Raw genomic sequence first — 21,970 nt, 5'->3', positions numbered from 1 at the left:
CACTATTGGAGAGAAACTTGGCGCACATCGTAGGAGTTGATATTGGAGGGACCAATACGGACCTCGTCTATGTAGACACGGTAACTGGCGAATTGAGAACCGCTAAAGTGCCAACGACTAGCCATGACCAGGCCTTTGGCTTGATGAACGGCATCGAAGCCTTGGGCCTCAATGCCAAAGATATAACGTTAATCACGCACGGTACTACTGTGGCTACCAATGCAACGATCGAGCGCAAGGGGGCTAAATGCGGCTTGCTGACGACTCGGGGCTTTCGTGATGTCCTGGAGCTACGGCGGCGGGACAGGCCCAAGACTTACGGCCTTATCGGGGAATTCACGCCTTTGATTGAAAGGCGTTACCGGATGGAAGTCGACGAGCGCATTGGCGCTGATGGCGAAGTTATTGCCGAACTGAACGAAGCCGAGGTGGTGAGTCAGGCGGAGCGACTGCGAGATTTAGGCTGCGAAGTCCTGGTTATCAGCTTCATGCATTCGTATGTCGATGCACGGCACGAACAACGCGCTCGTGAACTGGTCAAGCAGGTCTGGCCCAATGACTACATTGTGATCAGCAGCGATGTCCTTCCAGTCATGCGCGAATTCGAGCGTACTAGTACGACTGTTATTGCGGGTTACGTCCGGCCTTTGCTTGAGCGGTATCTCTCCTCCCTGACTGACAAGCTAAGCGCAAGCGGGTATCACGAAGATCTGCTGGTAGTGCAATCCAATGGGGGACTGGTGTCGGCTCCCATGGTCCCTCAGTTTGCTGCCAATACCATTCTTTCCGGGCCGGCAGCCGGCGTCACCGCAGCGGTTTCTATTGCCAAGACCGCAGGCCTTCAAAATGTCGTCTCCTGCGATATGGGGGGTACGAGCCTGGACATTTGCGTTATTAACGGTTTAGTCCCAGCGGGAACTCATCAGCAACATCTGGACTTCGGCATGCCGTTATGTGTCCCCATGATCGATGTGCATGCTATCGGATCCGGAGGCGGCAGTATTGCTCGCATCGACTCGACTGGCATCTTGCAGGTTGGGCCACAGAGCGCAGGCGCTGACCCAGGGCCGGCATGCTTCGGAAAGGGTGGAACCCAGCCCACTGTTACAGATGCCAAGCTGGTTCTCGGCATGCTAGGAAAAAGCTTGGCTATTGGGAAGAATACGGGCCTGGGCTTCAATTTAGACTTAGCAAGGGCAGCCATCGCCGATGCCATCGCAGGCCCGCTGGGTTTGTCGGTAGAGGATGCTGCAGAAGCCATACTGAAGGTTACCGGCGCGCAGATGGGGGCATACATTCGAAAGAAGTTGTTCGAGCGTGGCCTCGATCCTCGCGACTTCAGCATTCTTGCCTTTGGCGGGGCGGGCCCCTTGCATGCCAACCGTATCATGCGGGAGACCGGGTGCGAGCGAATGGTTATTCCGCCGTACCCTGGCATTACCTCGGCAATGGGGTGCCTGCTCGGATCGTTAAGACACGATTTCATACAAGCCTTTAATCAAGCGATTCCAGCTCTGGACGTACGTTCTCTAGGGGCCGTCTATGGCGAGCATATTGAAAAAGGCTCCGAACTGTTGATTCACGAAGGCGTGCCCAAAGATAAGATCACCCCGGTGCTGGGCGCAGACATGTGCTACCTGGGCCAGACCCACAGCATCTATGTAGAGTTTGATCCTAACGCGGAATTGAGCCAGGCGTATCTGCAGCGGGCCTTCGAAGAGGCATATCACCGCCAATACTCGCAGTTGCTGGACGGGTACGAGGTGCTGTTGGTCAATCTAAGAACGTCGCTGATGGGAGATCCGGCGGTCGACGATATGAGCAAGTTTCACAAATTGCCGACCACGCCGACCCCAGCGTCTGATACGTGCTTGGTTTACTTCAATGGCAAGCCGCAATCCACATCGGTTTACGAACGCCACTCGTTGCCGTTCGATTTCGAGATCGTCGGTCCAGCCTTGCTGCTGCAGCAAGACTCGACCTCTTTTATTGAGCCAGGTTACTGCGGCATTGTGCAGAAATGCGGCAGCATATTTGTAGAGAGGACAGCATGAGCGTAGATCCAATCACCCTTGCCGTTATGCGTGGCAATCTGGAGCAGATCGCCGACGATATGGATACGGTGCTTGGCGCATCGGCGATATCCTCAATTATTGCCGATGCGTGGGACTTGGCCAGCGGCGTGTTCCATCCTGAAACCGGGGAGGTCATCGCCCAGGGACCTAATGGCCTACCCATATTTATTGTGGTCATGCAGCACACGGTCCAGCATGTGCTGGCGGCGTTCCCGCCGGAAACCATGAGGCCCGGAGACGTGTTTATTGTCAACGACCCATACTCGGGGGCACGCACACCATGGACGTAAAGCTGGTGAAGCCTTACTTCCGGGATGGCAAACTCACAATGCTTGTGGGCAATACCGGGCACTGGCCAGATGTGGGCGGGATGACGCCAGGTGGCTTCACGCCCGCGTCAACCGATGTCTATCAGGAAGGCTTCAGGATGCCGCCTGTACGGTTGATGAGCGCCGGCGTGATGAATGAAGACCTGCTCAATGTCATGCTTCTGAATATGCGTTCAGCGAATGACCGGCGGGGGGATCTGGCGGCCCAGATCAACTCATTGGATGTGGGTACCGCTGGCCTGGAAAGGCTGTTTGACCATTACCCTCGAGACACAGTCTTCAGATGCGTAGAAGAACTGAAGCTGCGCTCGGAGCAACTGATGCGCGACTGCATTGAGCAGCTTCCTGACGGTAAATATTCATTCGAGGACTCCTTCGACAATGACGGCGTTGTGGATCTGCCGCTGAAGATTGCGCTGGACATCACTATTGAAGGGTCTGAGATGACCTTCGATGTGTCTCGAAGCTCCGGAGAGTGCCGAGGCCCTTTTAACTGCCCGCTAAGTAGCACCATCAGTGCGTTACTGATCGGAATGAAGCATATTTTTCCCGACATACCTGTGAACTCCGGTTGTTTCGTGCCCTTTCACTTTGTGATTCCGGAAGGAAACATGTATAACCCGCGGCCGCCCAAGCCCGTGTCAGCGACGACCACAGAAACCGCCCAGCGGTTGATTGGTGCGGTGCTAGGCGCCCTCGCACCGATAGCGCCACAGAGCATTCCGGCGGGGACCTTCTGCACCGGTACGAATATCGGTATCGGCGGCACCAGCCCTAGTCGCGGAGAATACGTGAACATGTTCTTCTTCGGCGGTGGTTACGGCGGCTCTATTTCTTGTGATGGCCTAACTAATGGATCGACTCTCGTCTCCACAGCTCGCAATACATCGATTGAAGTTTTGGAGCATGCGACACCTTTGCTATTCACCCAGTATGCGATACGTGAGCAGTCCGCAGGGGCTGGCAAGCATCGCGGCGGCTACGGAATAGAGGTGGCGTTCAGGCTGCGCGATGGCGAAGCCTACGTGACCTTGGTGGGAGACCGTGGAACGACCAGGCCTCATGGTTTGTTCGGCGGAAATCCCGGGCAGCCGGCCGACCACAGCTTCCATGTGGCTGGCAAGTCGTTTAAAGCGCCTTTCCTGACGAAAATCGACAGGCTATACATCCAGCCGGGAGACGGAGTGGTGCTGCGTACCCCAGGGGGTGGCGGCTACGGGGCTATAGAACAGCGGGATCCATCATTAATCGATCAGGACGTCGCCAACGAACTCGAGAAGGCGGTAGTGGCGTGAGAGCATCACAAGGAATAAGAACCATGACACAGACAGAATCAAATATGCCGCAGTCAACTATCGAATTGCGCGTGGACAGCCACTATGCCAATCAAGTCGTATCGCTTGGGACCATCATGGAACTGTTTGGTATGGCCGGAGGCAAGCTGTCCATGATGTTCGACGGCGACGCAGGCTTCATGAAAGCATTTGACGAAGTAGAGTTCGTAGCTCCTGCATATGAGGGTGACTACCTGCGGGTCACGGCAACGCAGCTGTCCGCTGGAAATACGTCGCGCCGACGCAAGTATGAAGCTTATGTTGTCGCCAGGACCTATGGCATAGGGCAAAGCCCCTCTCATGGAGAAGTGCTCGATCCACCAATTCTCGTCGCGAGAGCAACCGGCACGATCGTTGTGCCCAAAGAGCTCCAGCGCTACGAGCACAGCAACTGACGCATCAGGCCTATACAACTGATTAAGGAAATTTCTGCCGCTATGTCACGTGCACGGATGTTGTCGCTCGATCGCCCACCTTATATAGAGCGAAAGAAGAAGATTGAGAATGAACCTTTACCAAAGAACATTGGAAGCTTGCTGGAAAGTATGGCGCGGGCGCACGGAGATAAATTGGCGCTTCACTTTTTCGAGTCTGATTCGGCACCCCTGACCTATGGGGATGTGCTGTTGCAGGTCAACCGGCTGGCGAACGGACTGAAGAGCAAAGGTATCACTAAGGGGTCCCATGTTGCGGTCATGCTCCCCAACATTGTCCAGTTCCCAATCACCTGGCTAGCTCTAGCACGTCTTGGGGCGGTGATGGTGCCGATAAACATTGCCTACACTGGCCGGGAATTGAAGTACGTGGTTGACGATTCCCGCGCACAGTGCTTGATTATCCATGATGATTGTCTGGCGGCTTGGCGAGATATCGGCAAAGGACAAAGTGCTTTACTCGGTGCGAGCAAGATATTCGTTGTGGATTCGTCCGATAGCGGATATGCGTCTTGGAATAGTCTGCTCGAAGGCCAGGATGCCGCCTTCGAGCCGGAATCGCAAGTCGAACAGGACGATTTGATGAACATTCAATATACGTCCGGTACCACTGGCTTTCCCAAAGGCTGCATGTTGACACACAGGTACTGGTTGATCGCGGGAAAACAGAATGCTTTCCGCGATGGCCTCGCGTACCGACGGGTTCTGGCATCTACGCCGTTCTTCTATATGGATCCGCAGTGGCAATTTATAATGTCGATGTATAGCGGTGCGTGCCTTTTTGTTGCCAAACGGCAGAGTGCCAGCCGCTTCATGTCGTGGATCCGCGATTACCGTATCAACTTCGCCTTGATGCCGGACGTGGTGCTCAAGCAGCCTGTATCCGATCATGATCGCGATCACGAGCTGATGCGGGTGAACGTATACGGCCTTAGTAAAGACAACCACATGTTGCTGGAGGAACGCTTCGATGTTTGCGCGCGCGAGGCCTTCGGCATGACGGAGATTGGCACTGGTCTATTCATGCCTTTAGAGGCCGCTGACATGGTAGGTTCAGGCTCTTGTGGTGTTCCTGTTCCCTTCCGAGAGGCCCGGGTCGCCGACCCGGAAGGCAACACCGTCCCGGACGGTGAGATCGGTGAATTGCTGGTTCGTGGTCCCGGCATTATGAAGGGCTATTTCAATAGGCCGGAAGCAACAGCCGCGTCGTTTCATGGCGATTGGTTCCGCACTGGCGACCTGTTTCGGCGCGATCATAACGGATATTTCTATATTATCGGCCGAATCAAGGAAATGATCCGACGGGCTGGAGAAAACATTTCTGTACACGAGCTGGAGTCCGTGCTGCTCGCTTATCCCGAGGTTTGTGAAGCGGCGGTGGTGGGCGTCAAGGACGACACCCGAGGAGAGGAGGTGAAAGCCTACGTTGTGCCTCAGCAAGGAGTGCGTCCCGATATGATGCTCGATCCTTTGATCATTTATTGCAAAGACAATCTTGCCTCGTTCAAGGTTCCCCGATATTTCGAGTTTCGCGATGCGCTTCCCAAGACGGCATCCGGCAAAATAGCGAAGCCTGCTTTATTGTCCGAAAAGGTCGATCTTCGGGCAGGCAGTTATGATCGTGTAGTAGGCTCTTGGCAATGATCATATAAGAATCGGAAATGACAAGAACAAAGCGACCCCTTACGGTAATCGACATCCAACAACGGATCGAAGCTGAGTATCCCAACCTGAGCCCAGGCATGCAGAAGTTCAGTCGCTTTGTTCTGAAAGAGCCATCGCGCATCGCACTGCTGCCTATTCGTCAGGTATCTGAATTGGCAGGTGTCAGCACATCCACCGTCGTACGGTTCATCAACCTGTTGGGGTTCCAGGGCTACCAGGGGTTCCGAGACGTGTACCGGGTCGGCCTATCGCTCACTGGGCCTTCGCGTTATGGGGTTCACACGAAGCGCATGATAGGCAGTGGGAACAAAGATGAGAATGGAGATTTTTGGAGCCGCACGACCGGCAATTTGGTGAACCATCTGGTCGACACCCATAAGTCGATAGCCTCAGAAGAACTCAAGCGTATTTCGGCTTTATTGTTAGGTGCGCGTCGTGTTGGCGTTGTAGGCACTAGCGGTGTCTTTCCCGCAGCGTTTTATCTTCGGTATGTGCTCAGCCTAATTCTGGAGGATGTACGCCTTTTCGAAGGCCGGTTTTCGACCTTCGACGAAGACCTTGTGTCCTTTAACCGGGACGATATTGTATTTATCATCAGCTTCGACCCTTATGCAGCTGACGCAGTTCAGATAGCGCAATATTGTGCTCAGCACTCTATCCCGGTTGTGGCGCTTACAGACAGTTCCGTCTCACCAGTCGCTTTGAAGGCGAAGAGAAAGATCATTGTGCCCACGGCGAGCACGAATTTTTACCAAACCCTGGTGCCCACTTTCTCGGTGTTCGAGGGACTGTTGTCTAATCTCGTGGCCGAGCTTGGTAAAGAGGCGGTGAACAGAGTCAGCGCGAAGTTCAAGCGCAAGGAGGAACTGGGCATGTACTGGAAGAAGCCGTCTCGTCATTGACGCGAGTACAGGTTGATTGTGGAAGACCGGCTACGAGCCATTAATTGCCTTGAACTCCGCTCTTCCATGCCACTAGGCACGGCCCGGTCGGGGCCGTCGTTATAATTAACCGCCCAGTTGATCAAACGCTTCCAGGGCGCGGGTCGAGTACACAAAGGCTGCGCCGGCGTTCAATGCAATCGCGACTCCCAGTGCTTCGGCAAGCTCTTCTTTCGAGGCGCCTGCCTTGTGGGCTGCCGCTGCATGGGCGGAGATGCAGCCGTCGCAACGGGTAGTGACGGCAACCGCCATCGAGATCAGCTCTCGCGTCTTGGCGTCGAGCACCTTCCCTTGATCTACGGCTGCGTTAAGGTTGCCAAACGCGGTAATGACGTCCGGAATTTCTTTGGCCAGTTTGGCGCCGCCCTTGCCGAGATTGTTCAGTGTTTCAGGCCAGTTGTTGCTCATGCTTATTCCTTAGTTAATGAGGTGGGTGGTGAAAAGTCGTGTGGGTGGGTACTGTCCCAAGTTGCTTCGGTAAGTCCGCAGTTGCCTTCTTGACGGAGTATGTGTTTTTCTACTTTTTCGTTCGGCGTCTTGGGAAGCTGCGTTTTGTACTCAAGGTAGCGAGGCACCATGAAGTCGGGAAGCTCGCGACCGAGAAATTCGTTTAAGTCTTCATAGGCCAGTTGCGCGCCTTCCTTCAGGACGACAACGGCTTTTACCTCGTCGTCCACCAGGCCGGAGGGCACGGCGATGACGGCCGACTCGAGAACGCTTGGGTGCGCGTTGATGATGCGCTCCACTTCGTAGGAACTGATGTTTTCTCCGCGGCGACGGAGGGCGTCTTTTTTTCTGTCATAGAAGAATAGATAGCCGTCTGGGTCTATTGCACCGGTGTCGCCGGAATGGAACCAGAGATTGCGATAGGCCTCGGCGGTAGCGTCGGGGCGATTCAGGTAGCCCGACATCATGCTGTAAGGATCGCGGGGGCGGACCAGTATTTCACCGCGCTGTCCGTAAGGCACCGGGTCGTCCAGTTCGTCAACGATGCATACTTCGAATGCTTCGCGGTTTATTAGCCCGCAGGATCCCGGCGGTGGCGTAGTTCCGCTCCGTGTAAAAGCCACCATGCCTGTTTCAGTCGCTCCATAGGCTTCGCCAATGCCGCAACCAAACCGTTGCCTGAAACTTGCCGCCTCGCTACTGGTCCCGTTGTAGAACAAGCGGGCCTTGTGTTGGCGGTCCCACGGCGATGTCGGCTGATTAAGCAGCATAGGCACCATGCTGTGGATGCCGTGCACGACGGTGGCCTGGGTTTGCGCAGCTCGCTTCCAGTAGTTGGATGCGCTGAACTTCGCATCGAAACAGATACGGGCGCCCAGAGCTACAGAAGGCACCAGACCCAAACTATGTGCGATGGTATGGAACAGAGGCAAGGGGCTGTAGATGATGTCGTCGGCGGTGAAGTCGACTGCCCGTATCCAGTCTCTTGCGTAGGTCAATGTATGCGAATGGCTTACCAGCACGCCCTTGGAGGGCCCTGTGGTGCCCGAGGTATAGAGGACGGCATGGACCTCAAAGTAGTTGCCCTGATGGATATCAGGCTCTGACAATGCAGGCCCCGAAAGTAGTTCGCCCCAAGGGCGCAACAGGCTTGCCGGCAAGCCCGTCGCCTGCGTTGTTGGGGGCGGCGCCTCGGGGGCCGACACCGAGTCGACGATGAATATGCCTTGCAGTGGGATGTCTTTGCCCGTCTCGTAGAGCTCAGCAAAGGCCGGGACAAAACTAGGGTGCACCACGGCGATTTTTGCCGCGGAATCTTGCAATACATGCTGCAGCATGGACTTCTTGTAGCGCGTGTTGATGGGTACTTCGATAGCACCCAGGCAAGATAACGCATACACCGCCAGCACGAAGTCATAGCTGTTGGGCAGCATGATGGCGACCTTGTCGCCCGGTGCCACCCCATGGGCACGCAGCCCTTGGGCCAGTTTCCTGACATCGCTCCAAAGCTGCCGGTAGGTGTAGGCATCGTCCCCAAACACGAGCGCGCAGCGATCAGGGTGGCGCCGGGCAGACTTTTGCAGCGTGGCGTGCAGGCATTGCCGCGTGTCCAGGAAGCCTCGAAGGTCTTGTTCTGTTTCGGGATGCATGGCCGTCTCTTTACTTATGTTTGGCAAGAATGCTGGTCATGACACTGTCGACGATCTTAGGCGCGCCGTAGTCGTGAGCGGCGGGCATAAGGGCTGCGGCCAAGCGGATAAGATCCTTCTTCATGGTCTTCAATGCGTCGCCGGTTCCGTTGTCCAGCCGCTTGATCAGCGATTCCACAGTGGCCGGCAAGGCATCGGCGTCAACGCACTCGCTGATCAGGCCGCGCTGTATCGCCCATGCCGCGTCATACCTCCTGCCGGTGAAGGCAAGCTCGCGCGTGGCACTGAATCCGATCTCGCGCACCAAGGGGGATAGCCCCGTCCAGAGCACAGGTACATTGAAATTGACTTCTGGCAGGCAAAGCTTGATGGACGGCGTACCGATGCGTATATCGCACGCTGCGGCCAGCAGCAAGCCGCCACCGATGACGGCGCCTTCCAGCGCTGCCACCGTCACTGCCGGGCATTGCTGAACAGCCTCTATCATTTCTTGCCCGCGCTGATTCAGCAGCAGGGCTTCGTCTGGAGTGCTTACTGCATGAGAAACGTCCCAGCCAGAGCAAAAATGCCCTTCCGCGCCTTGCAACACTACGACGTCGATGTCGTCCCGCTGCGCCAGATCGCGAAAGACCGAACTGATGGCGTCGAGCATGTCCCAATTCATGGCGTTGGCTTGTGAAGGCCGATGCAAGGTGATGGTGACACTGCGCCCAGTGAACTCGGTGAACAGGATGTCGCTCATTCTTCGCCTCCGGATACAGCGGCTGACTGCAGCAGTTCATCGATCTTTTCGATGCCGTAACCCAGTTCTTCGAGTATGTCGCGCGTATGTTGGCCGGAGGCCGGAGCTGCCAAGGTTTCTGCCGCGGAAAAAGAAAAACGTGGAGAGGGCGCGGGCTCGGACAAGCCTTGGCGCTCGCGGAAGGTATTTCGGTCAGCCAGGCCCGGGTCGTCGCGGGCTTCCAGCAAACTTAGTACAGGCGTGGCGCAACAATCGCTGTCTTCCAGGATGGTTGCCCAGGCATCACGATCTTTCAAAAGAAAAGCCTGTTCGAGGCGCTGTTCTATGGTCTTTAGCGCTGCAGGATCATGAAGATCCAACTGCTTGAGATCGTCCTCGCCCATCCGGTCGAACAGGACGTTTGCAAACCTGGACTCGAGTGCCCCGACAGCCATGTAGTCGCCGCAGCGACATTCATAGACCCGATACAGCGGATGCGAGCCATCAAGCAGATTCACACTACGCTGATCCTTCCAGGCATCTTGTGCCAGCAAGCCATACTGAAATGACAGCAGGTACGACACCCCTTCGGCCATGGCAGAGTCCACTACTTGGCATTTGGCGCCTTTTGCGACATTCAGCAATGCGGCCATGATTCCGCCGAAGGCCAGGGCCGAGCCGCCGGCATAGTCGCCTATGATATTCAGTGGAACCACCGGACGTGTTTCGCCTATGGCATGCAAAGCGCCCGTCGCGGCAATGTAGTTGATGTCATGCCCCGCCAGTTGCGAGCGCCTGCCGCTTTGTCCCCAGCCGGTCAGTCGGGCGTAAACGAGTTCAGGATTAAGCGCATGGCACACATCGGGGCCCACGCCGAGTCGCTCGGCAACACCGGGGCGGTATCCTTCGATAAGCACGTGCGACTTTTTCACCAGGTCACGAAACACTGAGGCGCCGCCTTCGGACTTCAGGTCGATGACGATGGACCGGCGCCCACGATTGACGATCGGATTGTCTGGAACGACAGCGCCTGGCGCATCTTTGCGGTCAACGCGTATCACGTTGGCGCCCAGGTCGGCCATCATCATGGTGCAAAACGGCACGGGACCCATGCCTTGCAGTTCAAGAATGTTCACGCCATGCAGCGGACGTTGTGTTACGGGGTTCATGCAAGCTTTCCAGGTTAACGTTAGCCGTACATCATGTCGGGCAGAGCAGTCGCTATACCGGGGAAGACGATCAGTAGGGCAATGACGATAAGATCGGCGATGACCATGGGCCAGATGGCTTTGAATACCGCGCTGGGCTCCAGCCCGGGCACGGCGGCCGAGACCACGTACACATTCAAGCCGACTGGCGGGGTGACGAGACCGATTTCAATGGCTTTTACGGCCAGGATTCCCAGCAAAATGCCATCGATGCCCAGGCTATTCAATACGGGGTAGGCCAGCGGAATCGTGATGACCAGGATGGATAAAGAGTCCAGGAAGCATCCGAGAACCAGCATCGCCAGCAAGACCAGCAGCAGTACCGTCATGGCCGACACATCGGCCGACGTGACGGCTTGGACCAGTATCATCGGCAACCTGCTTGCTACGAGGAAGTAGGTGAAGACCGCCCCGCCGATCAGTAGTGCGAAGATCATGCTGCTAAGTTGGGCAGTCTCTGAAACGGCCTCGCGAAAGCGCCCCAGGAAAAGTGCAGGTGTTCTGACCGTGCGAACGAAGAGCACAACCACCGCCAAGGCCGCGGCGATGGCGCCAGATTCGGTCGCCGTGAAGAGCCCCGAGTACAGTCCTCCGATGACTACGAAGAACAGTGCGCCGATATAGGCGGTGCCTACGTAATTGCTGGAGGTCAGCCTCCGTGGAGCAATCGCGTTGCTCGATGTAGTGGCAAGCGCCGGGCTTTCCGGCTGTTGTCCTTGATGGCCGGCGGCGCGCTCGGTAAAGAAACCGCGCTTGTATAGAACGACTATGGTGACGATGTATACAGCGATGGACAGTAGGCCCGGCCCTATGCCGGCAAGAAGGAGGCGGCCTATGGATTCGCCAGTGAGAATGCCGTAGACGACCAGAATGATGCTCGGCGGAATCAGTACGCCCAGCGTGCCACCGCTAGCTACGATGGACGCCGCAGCGGCTACGCGGTAGCCATGCTTCTTCATCTCGTCGATCGCGATGCGGCCTATGGTCGCAACTGTGGCAACACTGGATCCGGTCACCGCCGCAAAGCCTCCGCAGGCAAGAATCGTTGCGATCGCTAAACCGCCGGGAAGCCGCCGCGAGAACTTCTCGGCAACCGCGTAGACGTCTTCGGCCAATCTGGCCTTGCTGGCTACCACCCCCATGAGCACGAACATGGGAATAATCAGAAAGGAATACTTCGATGTAGCCGAGAACGGTAGTGTCCCCAGAGACGACATCAATACACCATTACCTTTCAGCAAGTAGATGCCGACACCGCCGGAGATAACCAACGCCAGCCAGATGGGTTGTTCTGCCAGCACAATGTAGACGAGTAGGCCGATCACCAGCGTCACAACGAAGATTGTCTCTAAAGACATGATTAATGCTCCAGTGGCATTCCCTTACGGGTTATAGATTCTGAAGGGGATCTTGCGGGCTGGCTTTGCGGATATTGACCAGATACTCCACAAGCATCAGAACGAGACCTATCGTCAATGCGACACGGGCAGGCCAGATGGCCACGCGTATCAGGCCAAAGCGAGACTCGGCGCGTATGAATGAGTCGTACGCACTGAAACTGGTGGCATAGATAAGCATCAGCATGAATACGATGCATGCCACGAGGGCAGGCAAGACAAAAAGGCGCCGGCTTGTACGCGAAAGTTGCGAGGTGATCATGTTGGTCTTAACGTTGGCGCCGGATCGTTCGGCCGCCGCGAACCCCAGGAACACGCAGGCCGCCAGTATCACTTCGCTATACTCCAGCGCGCCGGGAACCCCTTGGCCGGTGAACTTGCGCATAAGCACGTCCACCACCGTCAGGAACATGAGAATGACGATCCCGATGCCGGCAATAACGGCTGCCCAAGCTGTCGGAGAGTTGTTTCTGGCCATGAGGTTCCCCTTTTGTTTGCTGGATATTCAGGGTGCCGGGCTTAGCCGCGCCTGGAGCGGGCGCTGCACAGGAATTCCCCAGGGGTATAGTTGGGTACATTGGCGTGCGCCAATAGTTTCTGCTTATAGTCGGCCTCTACAGAAGCAATGGCTTCAGCGCTGACGCGGCTGCGTTGCGCATTGCTTCGCCACACCTCGAATACCGAATCACCCACCCCGTCGACCCAGTCCTTGGCTACCGGGTTGGTCAGGTCATAGACAATGGTGCCCCCGCCAGCTGCAAGCAGTTGGTCGCAGGCCGCTTTTTCGGATGCCGCCAAGATGTTCGGAAGCTGGCGATAGTAGTCGTCTGCCACTTCCATCATGACTTTTTGCAAGTCTGCAGGAAGATTCTCCCAAGTGTTCAGGCCAATGATGACGCCCAGTGATGACGCATAGTTGCCGATAGGCAGGTAGTGCATCCACGGGGCAACCTCGTGCCAGCCGCTACCGACAACCGATTCTATCGATGTGCCGCCGATGCCATCGATCAGCCCACGCTCCATCGCTTCGTATATATCTTCGGCCGCGATGCTAGCCGGGTTGGCGCCGAGCTTCTGTATGGCCGTGGTGACCGGCCCGACAAAGCGCACCTTCTTGCCCTTGAACTGCGCCAGGTCGTCCTGCGGCTGCTTGGTGACAATGTTGGATGTACTGGCAACGCCGTTAAAGATCAGAACTTTGACGCCTGCGGCGCGGGCTTCTGCTTGCAGCGCTTCGTTCTCCTCCATCAGTTCACGCCACGCGCGTGCATTTCCTACGCTATTGCTACCTGGCATCGGTACAAAGCCGATGTCCATCAAGGGAAAGCGCGAGGGATCGTAAACGGAAGCGAAGTAGGCGACATCGGCTCGACCGTCGGCTACGCCGCTGACGGTATCCACTGATGAAAGCAGCGAGGCAGCGTAGAACTCGTCCCATTGGACTTGCCCGCCGCTACGCTTGGCCACTTCGTCCATATACCACTTGGCTTGCTTGTTGACTGCTGTGTCGGGGCCCAGCGCACTGGAAAAAGAAAGTCGGACTTTTGCAGCACTTGCCGCTTGCGCGTTAGCAAGGGCGCCGAAGCTGCCTAGTGCTACCAAGGTTGTTGTAATTATTGCCTTCGCAATGAAGCGGGCGGGTTTGCGTGAAACTTGCATGTGTCTCCTCCTGTTTGGATTTTCTAACCGAACGTTCTGTCAGAAAGATCGGGTAGATTAGAGCAGGAGAATTTTGAAGTCAACTGTTTTGTTAACCGAACGATCGGTATATACTGTTTTCACTATATCGATATTTATATCGCCGACACTGGCACTTAGGTCATGTCAGTCAATGCAAGGATAAGCACCATGCGAAGGTTTATGTGATGACGGCTTCTATCGCTTCCAGAGATGAAGTGCTGGATCGTCTAGCCAAGGTTTTCAGAGATGAAGGCTACGAGGCGGCGTCGCTAACCAGGCTGGCGCAGGCTTCAGGGCTAGGTAAAGCCAGCTTGTACTATCATTTTCCCAATGGAAAGCAAGAGATGGCGCTGGCTGTCATTGATCGCGCCAACACGCTTTTCACCCAGCAGATAGTTCAGCCCTTGCAAAAGGAAGGCGACGGCAAGCGCCGCATTGTCAAGTTCATCAGTAATCTCGACACGTACTACCGCAAAGGCGAGGAATCCTGCCTGCTGGGTGTGTTGGCCCTCGGTACGGTACCCAAAGAGTTTGACCGACACATCATGGGTGGCTTACGGTGCTGGATCGATGTGCTGGCGGCCGCGCTCGAGCAAGCCGGCCACAGTCGCCCTGTGGCTCGAAGTCGGGCCGAGGCCGCAGTGTGTTGGGTGGAAGGGGCGCTGGTGCTGTCCAGGGGTCTGGAAAGCACCGCTCCGTTCAAGCGGATGCTGGCGCAATTAAAGGCGTTTTTGCTTCAGGATTTGTAAGCAGGCTGCGCCGCCGGCCAGGCCGTCTTAGCCGCAGCCATAAATGCTTTGATCAAGGGATCTTCGTGGCGCCTGGCGGCAAAAGCCATCACCAACGGGAAAGTCACCCGGGCTATCGGCGATCGCGCCAGTACGCCCTCTTGCTCACCGCGCAGCGCGTGTTCCTCTCTAACCAGCATCATTCCGACCTTTTGCCGCATCAGGGCGCGTCCGATAGCTTCGTTGTCGAACTGCACAACGGAGTTCAGCTCGAGATCGCGCTGGTCAAACATTTCATTAAGCATGATTGCGTACGCCATACGCTGATCTACAGGTGTTATCCACGGTAGCCGGGCCAAGTCGGCCCAGTCTGCTGTGGCGATACGCTCTTTCCAGGCGGCTGGACCCGCAACCACGAAGCAGGCGTTATCCAGCAATTCATACGACAGTTGCGGGTCTATAGGGCGTCCAAGGAAAATGCCAATATCCAGTTCGCCGGTTTTAAGTCCTTCCCTGGCTCCCGAGCTAGGGCGCGCGCGCAGCTCCACGTTGATGTAAGGGTGTTGCTCGCGCAGGGTCGCTACGACGATGCCGATTCGGCTTGCAGACGGATCGCTGCTTGATCCGATAACCAGTCGTCCTTCTGTTTTGCCGCGAATTTCGCGAGCCAAAGAGGTGAACACGCTGGCCCGTTGCAGGAGCTCCTTCGCGTCGCTAAGCAAGTAGTTGCCTGCATGAGTGAGTTCCAGGTTGCGGTTAGTACGCGTGAACAGGACCGTATCCAGCGCTTCTTCCAGTGACCTGATATGCGCGCTGGCAGCAGATAGGCTGACGTGGATACGTTCGGCCCCTCTGGTAAGGTGCTGTTCCTCGGCAACCGCCACGAAGGTTCGCAAGTGGACCAGATCAATACGCATCGTAAACTCCGCAGAGCGCCCTTTAGTGGTCTGGGCGGTAACGACGCGATATTAGCATTGCAGTTTCGCGGCCTGACCGGCTTTGGTAGCGCTGATACCCGCTGCCTCGCAATCCCATACGGTCTGCTGCATAACCTGTTTTGCAAGTCCTTCCTTTGCGATCTTGCCTGTGGGCGTTTGCGGCAGTTCATCCACGAACGCGATGAAGCGTGGAACCATGAACGAAGGAAGGCGCTCGTTGGCGTGGGCGAAGATTTCAGCCTCAGTTATGACGCTGCCATTCTTGCGCACAACCACAGCCAGGATCTCATCTTCGGAAAGCGCGGACGGGGCGGCTACGACTGCCACCAACAACACGTCCGCATGGGTGATAAGCGCGCGCTCCACCTCGAAGGCCGATACATTCTCGCCGCGCCGGCGCAAAGCGTCTTTCTTGCGGCCTGCAAAGTAAACAAAGCCGTCGCTGTCTTGCCATGCCAGGTCGCCGGTGTACCACCATCCGTTGCGTAGGCTCTCCAACGTTGCGTCGGGGCGGTTCAGGTAACCCAGTGTCAGGATGCCCGGCTCTTTGGGGCGGTATGCCAGTTCTCCGACGGTTCCTATGGGTGCTGGCCAGCCTTGAGCATCATGGATTTCGACGGTGCTACTGGGCGTGGGCAGTCCGGCAGAGCCTATCCGACGCCGGTAATGAAGGTTGCTTAGTATCCGTTTGGTTTCTGTGGTTCCGAATGTTTCCAGCAATGGAAAGCCAAAACGTCTTTCAAAAGCAACCATCACGTCGGGCGGGCAGGGTACCGAGGTGCCGATACGTACACGATGACTGCGGTCGGCCTCGCTTTCCGGCTGCCCCATCAGGATGTGCAGCATGGTTCCCAGGAAGGCGATTTGCGTCGCTCCTGCTTTCCGGACTTGTTCCCAGAAGCGGCTTGCTGAGAAACGCTTCGAGACGGCAACGCTTGCGCCCGCGCTTAGCGCGCACAATACGGTTGCCCACTCGGCATTGCCATGGAATAGCGGCAAGCAGGTGTACATGACATCAGCGGATGTCATGCCGTACGCTTGCGCCGCCTCGCGGCCATGGTAAATGCAATGCTTGTCACTGACCATGACGCCTTTCGAGACGCCGGTGGTGCCCGAAGTAAGCAGTATCGCACCCAGGTCACCAGGCAGACGCTTGCGAAACTCCTTGGGTGTTGCGGCCGTGCCAGCCTCTACGAATTCGGACCAGGCGATGATACGCACATCCGTATACGCTATTGCGTCGGGCGCCGTTCCCAGGACAACAATGGTCCGCATGCCATGTTGGCTCTCTTTCATGACCGCCAGCACGTTGGACAGCAGATAATCTTCGCAGATTAATATTGTTGCCGTAATGTCCGAGAGAACGTGCCGCAGGATGTCGCCCCGGTATTCAAGGTTAATGGGCACGTGCACACCGCCGGCCAATGCTGTGCCGAACCAGGCGGAGATGAACTCAGGCCGGTTCTCTACCATCATGGCGACCCGCGCGCCGCGTTCGCAGCCCAGTTCCATCAAAGATCGGGCTGTCGTTTCGGCGTTTGCCAGCGTTTGGGCGTAAGACCACTGAACGTCGCCAAATGCGATGAAGGGAAGATTGCGCAGCGTAGCGGCACGGTGCGCAAGCAGGCCGTAGATCGTATTGAGTTCGTCGCGGTGGTTGGATTGCTGCGTCATGGATTATCTTTGCGGTTAGGCAGCAAGCGGAAGACAGGTAGCTGAAAGCCGCTGTGGATGCTGCGAAATTCCAGATGAGCCCGGGTACCGATTGCTGGCTCTTGTCCGGATTCCGGTTCAAGGGTGGAAAGAATTCGTGGGCCTTCGTCCAGTTCAATCAGGCACAGTGTGTACGGCACCCAGCCCTGGACTATGGGGTGGACGGCATGGTGCACGACGGTATAGGAGTAGAGCGAACCTGTGCCGGTACTGGGAAACCATTCGACGTCAAAAGACTGGCAAGCGCCGCACACATCGCTCAAGGGATGCCAGCAGTTGCTGCAACGACAGCAGCGCTGCAGCAGCAACTTTTTTTCCTGGGCGCCCTGCCAGTACTCCGCGACAAGGCCGGGCCGGTCCGGAAGGATGGCAGAGCCATGCCCCACGCCTGCGCCGGTCAGGATTGCGGCAGAGTCGTCCTTGGCATTGTGATCGTTGGAATTCATTTATACGGCTCCCAGCAGGACGGATCCGTAGCCGACCGAAAATAGGCCAAGGCGGGCGCCAGCCACCTGGTTTGCTGCCTCGCCCCGGATCTGGCGGACCACCTCCAGCGCGTTGTTCATGCCGTGAAGATAGCCTTCGGAAAGCATGCCCCCATGTGTGTTGGTCGGCAGCATGCCATCGATTTTAGTTTCTCCGCTCAGGATGAAATCGGCCGCCTCGCCGCGGCTACAGAAGCCCAGGTCTTCCAGCAGCATGGGGACCATGACGCTGGTTGCGTCGTAAAGCGCGGCCACATTGATGTCAGCGGGCTCGATGCCTGCTACGGCGAAGATGTCGCGCGCAGCGCTTGGCGCGTGCCGCTCGATTGAGTCGCTGTACAGTGCGGGTGTGTCGCCCTGTGGCTTCAGTGCCTGGTTGGCTGCCAGAATTTCCACCGGCTTGCGCGAGGCGTCCCTGGCCAGGTCCATGGCGGTCACGATAATAGCTACCCCGCCGTCGATCTCAATGCAAAAATCATTCAGGCGTAGCGGGCTGGCGATCATTCGGCTGCTCATATAGTCGTCCAAGCTAAGGGGCTTTTGACCGAGCACCGCATTCTCGTTTCGATGTGAGTACTCGCGCTGCACGATGGCCACTTCTGCGAGCGTACGTGTTAATTTTTCATGACTTATAGCGAACGTATGAGCATACCTGTGCGCCCACATGCCCATTAGTTGACTCGGTGACAGCAGCCCATAAGGCCCGGTGAGGGCGCTTCCGAATGTGCGCTCGCCGTCGGCATAGGCGATCTGGTCGTCCTCTGCTCGCAGCGTGCGCTCGCCCCGCCCAAACCGCAACCCGGACCTGCCATTCATCGCCCTGAAACAGACGACGCAGCGGGCTTGCCCCGAAGCGACGGCGGCCCGGGCTACCGCTATGCTGCCTGCGGCCGCCATTCCGCCATAGCCGACCTCTGCGAAGAAGCGCAGATCGGGCAGGCCCAAGGCGTTGACCAAGGTTGATTCCTTGTTGGAATCGGCGGTAAAGCGCACGATGCCATCGATCGAGCCCAGATCTAGGCCCGCATCTTGCATGGCGTTTGTGATGGCCTGCACGGCAAGCTGAAGCTCGCTTAGCCCGGAGGAGCGAGAGAACTTGGTGGTGCCGATGCCGGCAATGGCAACGCGCTGCATGCCGCGGCTTTGCGGTCGCCGCAAGTCCAAGCCGTCCGGGTAGCGGCTCATTCGTCGACGGGGCCGCGGTTGGGTTCGCCGTTAATCGTCATGCGATACATGTCGCGCGGCAGGTCGGCATAGTCGTGCACGGCGTAATGCATGGTGCAGCGATTGTCCCAAACCACGATGTCGCCCAGTTGCCAGTGATGGCGGTAGGTGTTGTCCGGCTGGGAGGCCCGATCATATAGGTACCGTATCAGCGGAGCGCTTTCTTCCGGCGTCATTCCATCGAAGCAATTGCAGGTCTCCGGGTTGCCGATATACAGCGACAGACGCCCCGTCTCGGGGTGGCGGCGTACAGCAGGGTGAACCGCCGACATGACTTCCAACTGATACTTGCGACTGCTGCGATGCGATTCGCAGCGTACACGCAGTCGCCCCAACAGGTCTTTCATGCCGTCCGAAAGACTGTCGTAGGCGACATACTGGTTGGACCACATTGTGTCGCCGCCATACTCGGGCAAGCGCACGGGCGCCAGGATGCCGATTGCCGGCGGCGCATCGTAGTAGGTTCCATCGAAATGCCAGTTTTCGGTAATAACCTTTTCCTTACCGTCATTGGAAAAGTGAAACATGCCTTCCGGAAGGTCTTTGCGATATGTTTTCTCAAAGCCTTTATAGACCATGACATCACCGAATCGACGAGCGAATGCAACGTGCTGATCAGGGTCGAGAAACTGCCCACGAAACACAATCACACCGTGGTCAAGGAAGGCTTGGTGTATGTCCTGGAACTCTTCTTGCGACAGATCCTTCAGGTCGACGCCGGAAATCTCGGCACCGATGGTGCCCGCCAGCTTACGGATTTCAACGCAGGTATTAGTGGTGTTCATTTGAGTCCTTGCAATGTCAGAGGCAGATATCGCTACTGAGCTTTAATTCCCATCTCTTTCAGCACGGGAACCCATTTCGCCGTATCGGCTTGCAGCAGCTTGGCAAAATCTTCCGGTGTGGCATCGACTTCCAGCGTAGCGCCAGCGCTTTCATAGACCGGCTGTAATACACCGCTACGTGCGACGGTATTGGCAGCCTCGTTCAAGACCTTTACGATCTCTGGCGGCGTGCCGGCCGGCGCGAACAGGCCGCTCCAAACCACCATCTCCATTTCCGGCATGCCGACTTCGTTAAATGTGGGTGTGTCGGGCAACAAGGAATAGCGCTCGCTGGAGGCGATAGCCAAGGCCTTCAGCGTGCCGGCTTTTACCTGGGGCAAGATGACATTGATGTTGCCAAAGACGAAGTCGATGCGCCCGGCCAACACTTCATTGACGGCTGCCGGGGTGCCCTTGTAGTTGACGCCGGTCAGCTTCACGCCCGCCAGCCGCTCGAACTGGCCAGCCGCGATATGAGAGGTCGTGCCATTGCCGGCGGTGCTGTAAAGCAAAGGCTCGCTTGCGCTCTTGGACTTGGCCAGTGCAATCAACTCTTCGACTGTGTTAACGCCCAGTTTGGATGAGACAACCAGCACGTTAGGAAAGGACACAATGCGCGAGACCGGCTCGAAGTCCTTCACAGGATCGTAGTTGGTCGAGCTATTGATGACGGGATTGAAAACATGCGTGCCAATCGCTCCCACCAGCAATGTGTAGCCGTCAGGCGCTGCTGTGGCGCCCGCGTTGGTGCCTATTAGCCCACCAGCGCCTGGCTTGTTGATGACCACGACTGGCTGCTTGATGGCTTTTGAGAATTCGTCGGCAAATAGCCGCGCCGTTACATCGGAAGCGCTGCCTGCGGGGTAAGGGTTGATCCAGGTAACCGCCCGCTCGGGGAATGTCTGCGCATGGGCGGACGCCGCCGAGAACATCAGGGCCAGGCCCAGCAGGGCTGTGCGGACACAGGGCAAGAATGCAGATTTCAAAATGGGTCTCCTTTGTTTTTGGACTGCCGGCTCGCGCTGCAGTGCAAGCCAGCGCGGCCCCTATATGTTCAAGGGGAAGCCGGCGTTTGGTCCATGCTTTTTTTAGGAGCCCGGTGTTCGGGTTTTGCGAAAACGAGATTTCTGTTCTACAAGTTCATCCAGACCGCTTTGTTCAGATCCGCCACGTCATTGATAGCTTTATTTGCAAGGACGGATGCTTCGTCAGCCGACGCGAGATGATTTCCGGCTGGTAGGACGCTCCGGATTTATTGCTTGGCATATTGCTCAAAGCACATCGAAAGCGTTGTGGATGACCACGCAATACAGTACCCTAACCAAAGGGTCAGTAGTAAAACTGATCGGTTACCTGGTTCATATAAACTGAGAAGAGTGGACAATGACAAACGAATGGACTGCTGTAGTGTGTGGTGGAACCGCAGGCATTGGCCTTGCGTGCGCAGAGGCCTTGCTGGCAGCAGGTGCTGTGAGCGTTGTAATTAATGGTCGCGATATCGAACGCGCAGAACGGGCACGTATTCAGTTACTGGAAAGGTACCCGCACGCCAAGGTACACAGCGTGATAGGGGACGCATCGCGGCCGGACATGGCGGCGCGTGTAATGCAGACGGCTGCTGACGCTATGGGACGCATAGACGTCCTCGTCAATTCAACGGGTGGAAACGACCTTCCCAGGTTACTGAATGAAGTAACGACCCAAGAGATCCCCGCCATACTGGAGCGCTGTCTTTTTGCGCAGATCCTATGCAGCCATGCGGCGCTTCCGTTTATGCGCGAGCAGGGCGGTGGAGCCATAATCAACATCGCATCGGACGCTGCAAAGATCCCAACACCCGGAGAAAGCGTGATTGGGGCGGCTATGGCCGGAATCGTAATGTTTACTCGCGGTTTAGCCATTGAGGAGAAGAGGCACGGTATTCGCGCGAACATTGTGACTCCATCTATAACGACTGGAACTGACCACTATGAGCGTGTGATGGCTGACCCCTTCGCCGGACGGATGTTCGCAAAAGCGCATGATCGGGCGAAGCTTGGCGTAGTCGCCAAAGAAGAGCTCGCGGACCTAGTTGCTTTTCTCGCTTCGCCTGCTGCAAAAAAAATCACCGGTCAAGCCATAAGCATCACGGGCGGCATTTCCGCACTCTGATCTCCATTCGACAATGCGCGTGACCAG

The 21,970-nt window shown here is 56.6% G+C and carries 19 protein-coding genes and 1 pseudogene; 7 read left to right on the top strand and 13 right to left on the bottom strand.

Going from position 1 to position 21,970, the window contains the following annotated elements:
* Positions 1 to 17: 17 nt before the first annotated feature.
* The 5 genes and pseudogenes from CKA81_RS12895 to CKA81_RS12870 all read left to right on the top strand — a co-directional run bounded on the left by CKA81_RS12895 (position 18) and on the right by CKA81_RS12870 (position 6,739).
* Positions 18 to 2,054: a hydantoinase/oxoprolinase family protein gene (locus tag CKA81_RS12895; protein ID WP_128355633.1), complete on the top strand. Its 2,037-nt coding sequence runs from the start codon at positions 18 to 20 to the stop codon at positions 2,052 to 2,054.
* Positions 2,021 to 3,699, top strand: a pseudogene (locus CKA81_RS12885) (hydantoinase B/oxoprolinase family protein). The gene CKA81_RS12895 and the pseudogene CKA81_RS12885 overlap by 34 nt, the downstream one beginning before the upstream one ends.
* A 23-nt stretch (positions 3,700 to 3,722) precedes the next feature.
* Positions 3,723 to 4,133 carry a hotdog fold domain-containing protein gene (locus CKA81_RS12880; RefSeq protein WP_128355630.1) on the top strand — a complete coding sequence of 137 codons (411 nt, stop codon included), beginning with the start codon at positions 3,723 to 3,725 and terminating at the stop codon, positions 4,131 to 4,133.
* Between the two features lie 42 nt (positions 4,134 to 4,175).
* The gene (locus CKA81_RS12875; RefSeq protein ID WP_128355629.1) at positions 4,176 to 5,816 is read left to right on the top strand and encodes a class I adenylate-forming enzyme family protein; all 1,641 of its coding nucleotides are present in this window, start codon (positions 4,176 to 4,178) and stop codon (positions 5,814 to 5,816) included.
* Positions 5,817 to 5,914: 98 nt separating this feature from the next.
* Positions 5,915 to 6,739 carry a MurR/RpiR family transcriptional regulator gene (locus tag CKA81_RS12870; protein ID WP_237183389.1) on the top strand — a complete coding sequence of 275 codons (825 nt, stop codon included), beginning with the start codon at positions 5,915 to 5,917 and terminating at the stop codon, positions 6,737 to 6,739.
* Positions 6,740 to 6,844: 105 nt separating this feature from the next.
* Here CKA81_RS12870 and CKA81_RS12865 read toward each other — a convergent pair whose 3' ends face one another.
* The 7 genes from CKA81_RS12865 to dctP are packed head-to-tail and all read right to left on the bottom strand — an operon-like array spanning position 6,845 to position 13,859.
* Positions 6,845 to 7,186 (bottom strand): carboxymuconolactone decarboxylase family protein, encoded by a 342-nt coding sequence (locus tag CKA81_RS12865; protein WP_128355627.1) that lies wholly within the window; start codon positions 7,184 to 7,186, stop codon positions 6,845 to 6,847.
* Positions 7,187 to 7,188: 2 nt separating this feature from the next.
* Positions 7,189 to 8,874, bottom strand: a complete 1,686-nt coding sequence (locus tag CKA81_RS12860) for an AMP-binding protein (protein WP_128355626.1) — start codon at positions 8,872 to 8,874, stop codon at positions 7,189 to 7,191.
* Between the two features lie 10 nt (positions 8,875 to 8,884).
* Positions 8,885 to 9,616: an enoyl-CoA hydratase/isomerase family protein gene (locus CKA81_RS12855; RefSeq protein WP_128355625.1), complete on the bottom strand. Its 732-nt coding sequence runs from the start codon at positions 9,614 to 9,616 to the stop codon at positions 8,885 to 8,887.
* Positions 9,613 to 10,764 carry a CaiB/BaiF CoA transferase family protein gene (locus CKA81_RS12850; protein ID WP_128355624.1) on the bottom strand — a complete coding sequence of 384 codons (1,152 nt, stop codon included), beginning with the start codon at positions 10,762 to 10,764 and terminating at the stop codon, positions 9,613 to 9,615. Before CKA81_RS12850 ends, CKA81_RS12855 begins: the two co-directional genes overlap by 4 nt.
* A 20-nt stretch (positions 10,765 to 10,784) precedes the next feature.
* Complete coding sequence (locus CKA81_RS12845) at positions 10,785 to 12,161, bottom strand: TRAP transporter large permease (protein ID WP_128355623.1); 1,377 nt, start codon at positions 12,159 to 12,161, stop codon at positions 10,785 to 10,787.
* Between the two features lie 31 nt (positions 12,162 to 12,192).
* A complete protein-coding gene (locus CKA81_RS12840) occupies positions 12,193 to 12,678 on the bottom strand; it encodes a TRAP transporter small permease subunit (protein ID WP_128355622.1) in 486 nt (161 codons plus the stop codon).
* Positions 12,679 to 12,719: 41 nt separating this feature from the next.
* On the bottom strand, positions 12,720 to 13,859 hold the full coding sequence (dctP, locus tag CKA81_RS12835; protein ID WP_128355621.1) for a TRAP transporter substrate-binding protein DctP: 1,140 nt from the start codon (positions 13,857 to 13,859) through the stop codon (positions 12,720 to 12,722).
* 206 nt (positions 13,860 to 14,065) lie between these two features.
* On the opposite strand from dctP, the gene CKA81_RS12830 reads away from it, so the two are divergent.
* Positions 14,066 to 14,629, top strand: a complete 564-nt coding sequence (locus CKA81_RS12830) for a TetR/AcrR family transcriptional regulator (protein ID WP_128355620.1) — start codon at positions 14,066 to 14,068, stop codon at positions 14,627 to 14,629.
* On the opposite strand, the gene CKA81_RS12825 is transcribed toward CKA81_RS12830, so the two are convergent.
* From CKA81_RS12825 to CKA81_RS12800, 6 genes are read right to left on the bottom strand one after another with little or no spacing between them, the layout of a single operon-like run.
* Entirely contained in the window at positions 14,617 to 15,525 is a 909-nt protein-coding gene (locus CKA81_RS12825) for a LysR family transcriptional regulator (protein ID WP_128355619.1), read from the bottom strand. The two genes, CKA81_RS12830 and CKA81_RS12825, sit on opposite strands and share 13 nt — an antisense overlap.
* Positions 15,526 to 15,576: 51 nt before the next feature.
* Positions 15,577 to 17,220 carry an AMP-binding protein gene (locus CKA81_RS12820; protein ID WP_128355618.1) on the bottom strand — a complete coding sequence of 548 codons (1,644 nt, stop codon included), beginning with the start codon at positions 17,218 to 17,220 and terminating at the stop codon, positions 15,577 to 15,579.
* On the bottom strand, positions 17,217 to 17,705 hold the full coding sequence (locus tag CKA81_RS12815; RefSeq protein ID WP_128355617.1) for a Zn-ribbon domain-containing OB-fold protein: 489 nt from the start codon (positions 17,703 to 17,705) through the stop codon (positions 17,217 to 17,219). Before CKA81_RS12815 ends, CKA81_RS12820 begins: the two co-directional genes overlap by 4 nt.
* Positions 17,706 to 18,929 (bottom strand): thiolase C-terminal domain-containing protein, encoded by a 1,224-nt coding sequence (locus CKA81_RS12810; protein ID WP_128355616.1) that lies wholly within the window; start codon positions 18,927 to 18,929, stop codon positions 17,706 to 17,708.
* The gene (locus CKA81_RS12805) at positions 18,926 to 19,753 is read right to left on the bottom strand and encodes a TauD/TfdA dioxygenase family protein (protein WP_128355615.1); all 828 of its coding nucleotides are present in this window, start codon (positions 19,751 to 19,753) and stop codon (positions 18,926 to 18,928) included. The genes CKA81_RS12810 and CKA81_RS12805 overlap by 4 nt, the downstream gene beginning before the upstream one ends.
* A 32-nt stretch (positions 19,754 to 19,785) precedes the next feature.
* Positions 19,786 to 20,778 (bottom strand): Bug family tripartite tricarboxylate transporter substrate binding protein, encoded by a 993-nt coding sequence (locus CKA81_RS12800; RefSeq protein WP_128355614.1) that lies wholly within the window; start codon positions 20,776 to 20,778, stop codon positions 19,786 to 19,788.
* Positions 20,779 to 21,175: 397 nt separating this feature from the next.
* On the opposite strand from CKA81_RS12800, the gene CKA81_RS12795 reads away from it, so the two are divergent.
* Complete coding sequence (locus CKA81_RS12795) at positions 21,176 to 21,943, top strand: SDR family NAD(P)-dependent oxidoreductase (RefSeq protein WP_128355613.1); 768 nt, start codon at positions 21,176 to 21,178, stop codon at positions 21,941 to 21,943.
* The last annotated feature ends 27 nt before the right edge of the window (positions 21,944 to 21,970 follow it).

This window comes from Pollutimonas thiosulfatoxidans, assembly GCF_004022565.1.
GTDB classification, from domain to species: domain Bacteria; phylum Pseudomonadota; class Gammaproteobacteria; order Burkholderiales; family Burkholderiaceae_B; genus Pusillimonas_D; species Pusillimonas_D thiosulfatoxidans.
This window is presented reverse-complemented; position numbering and strand designations above follow the sequence as displayed.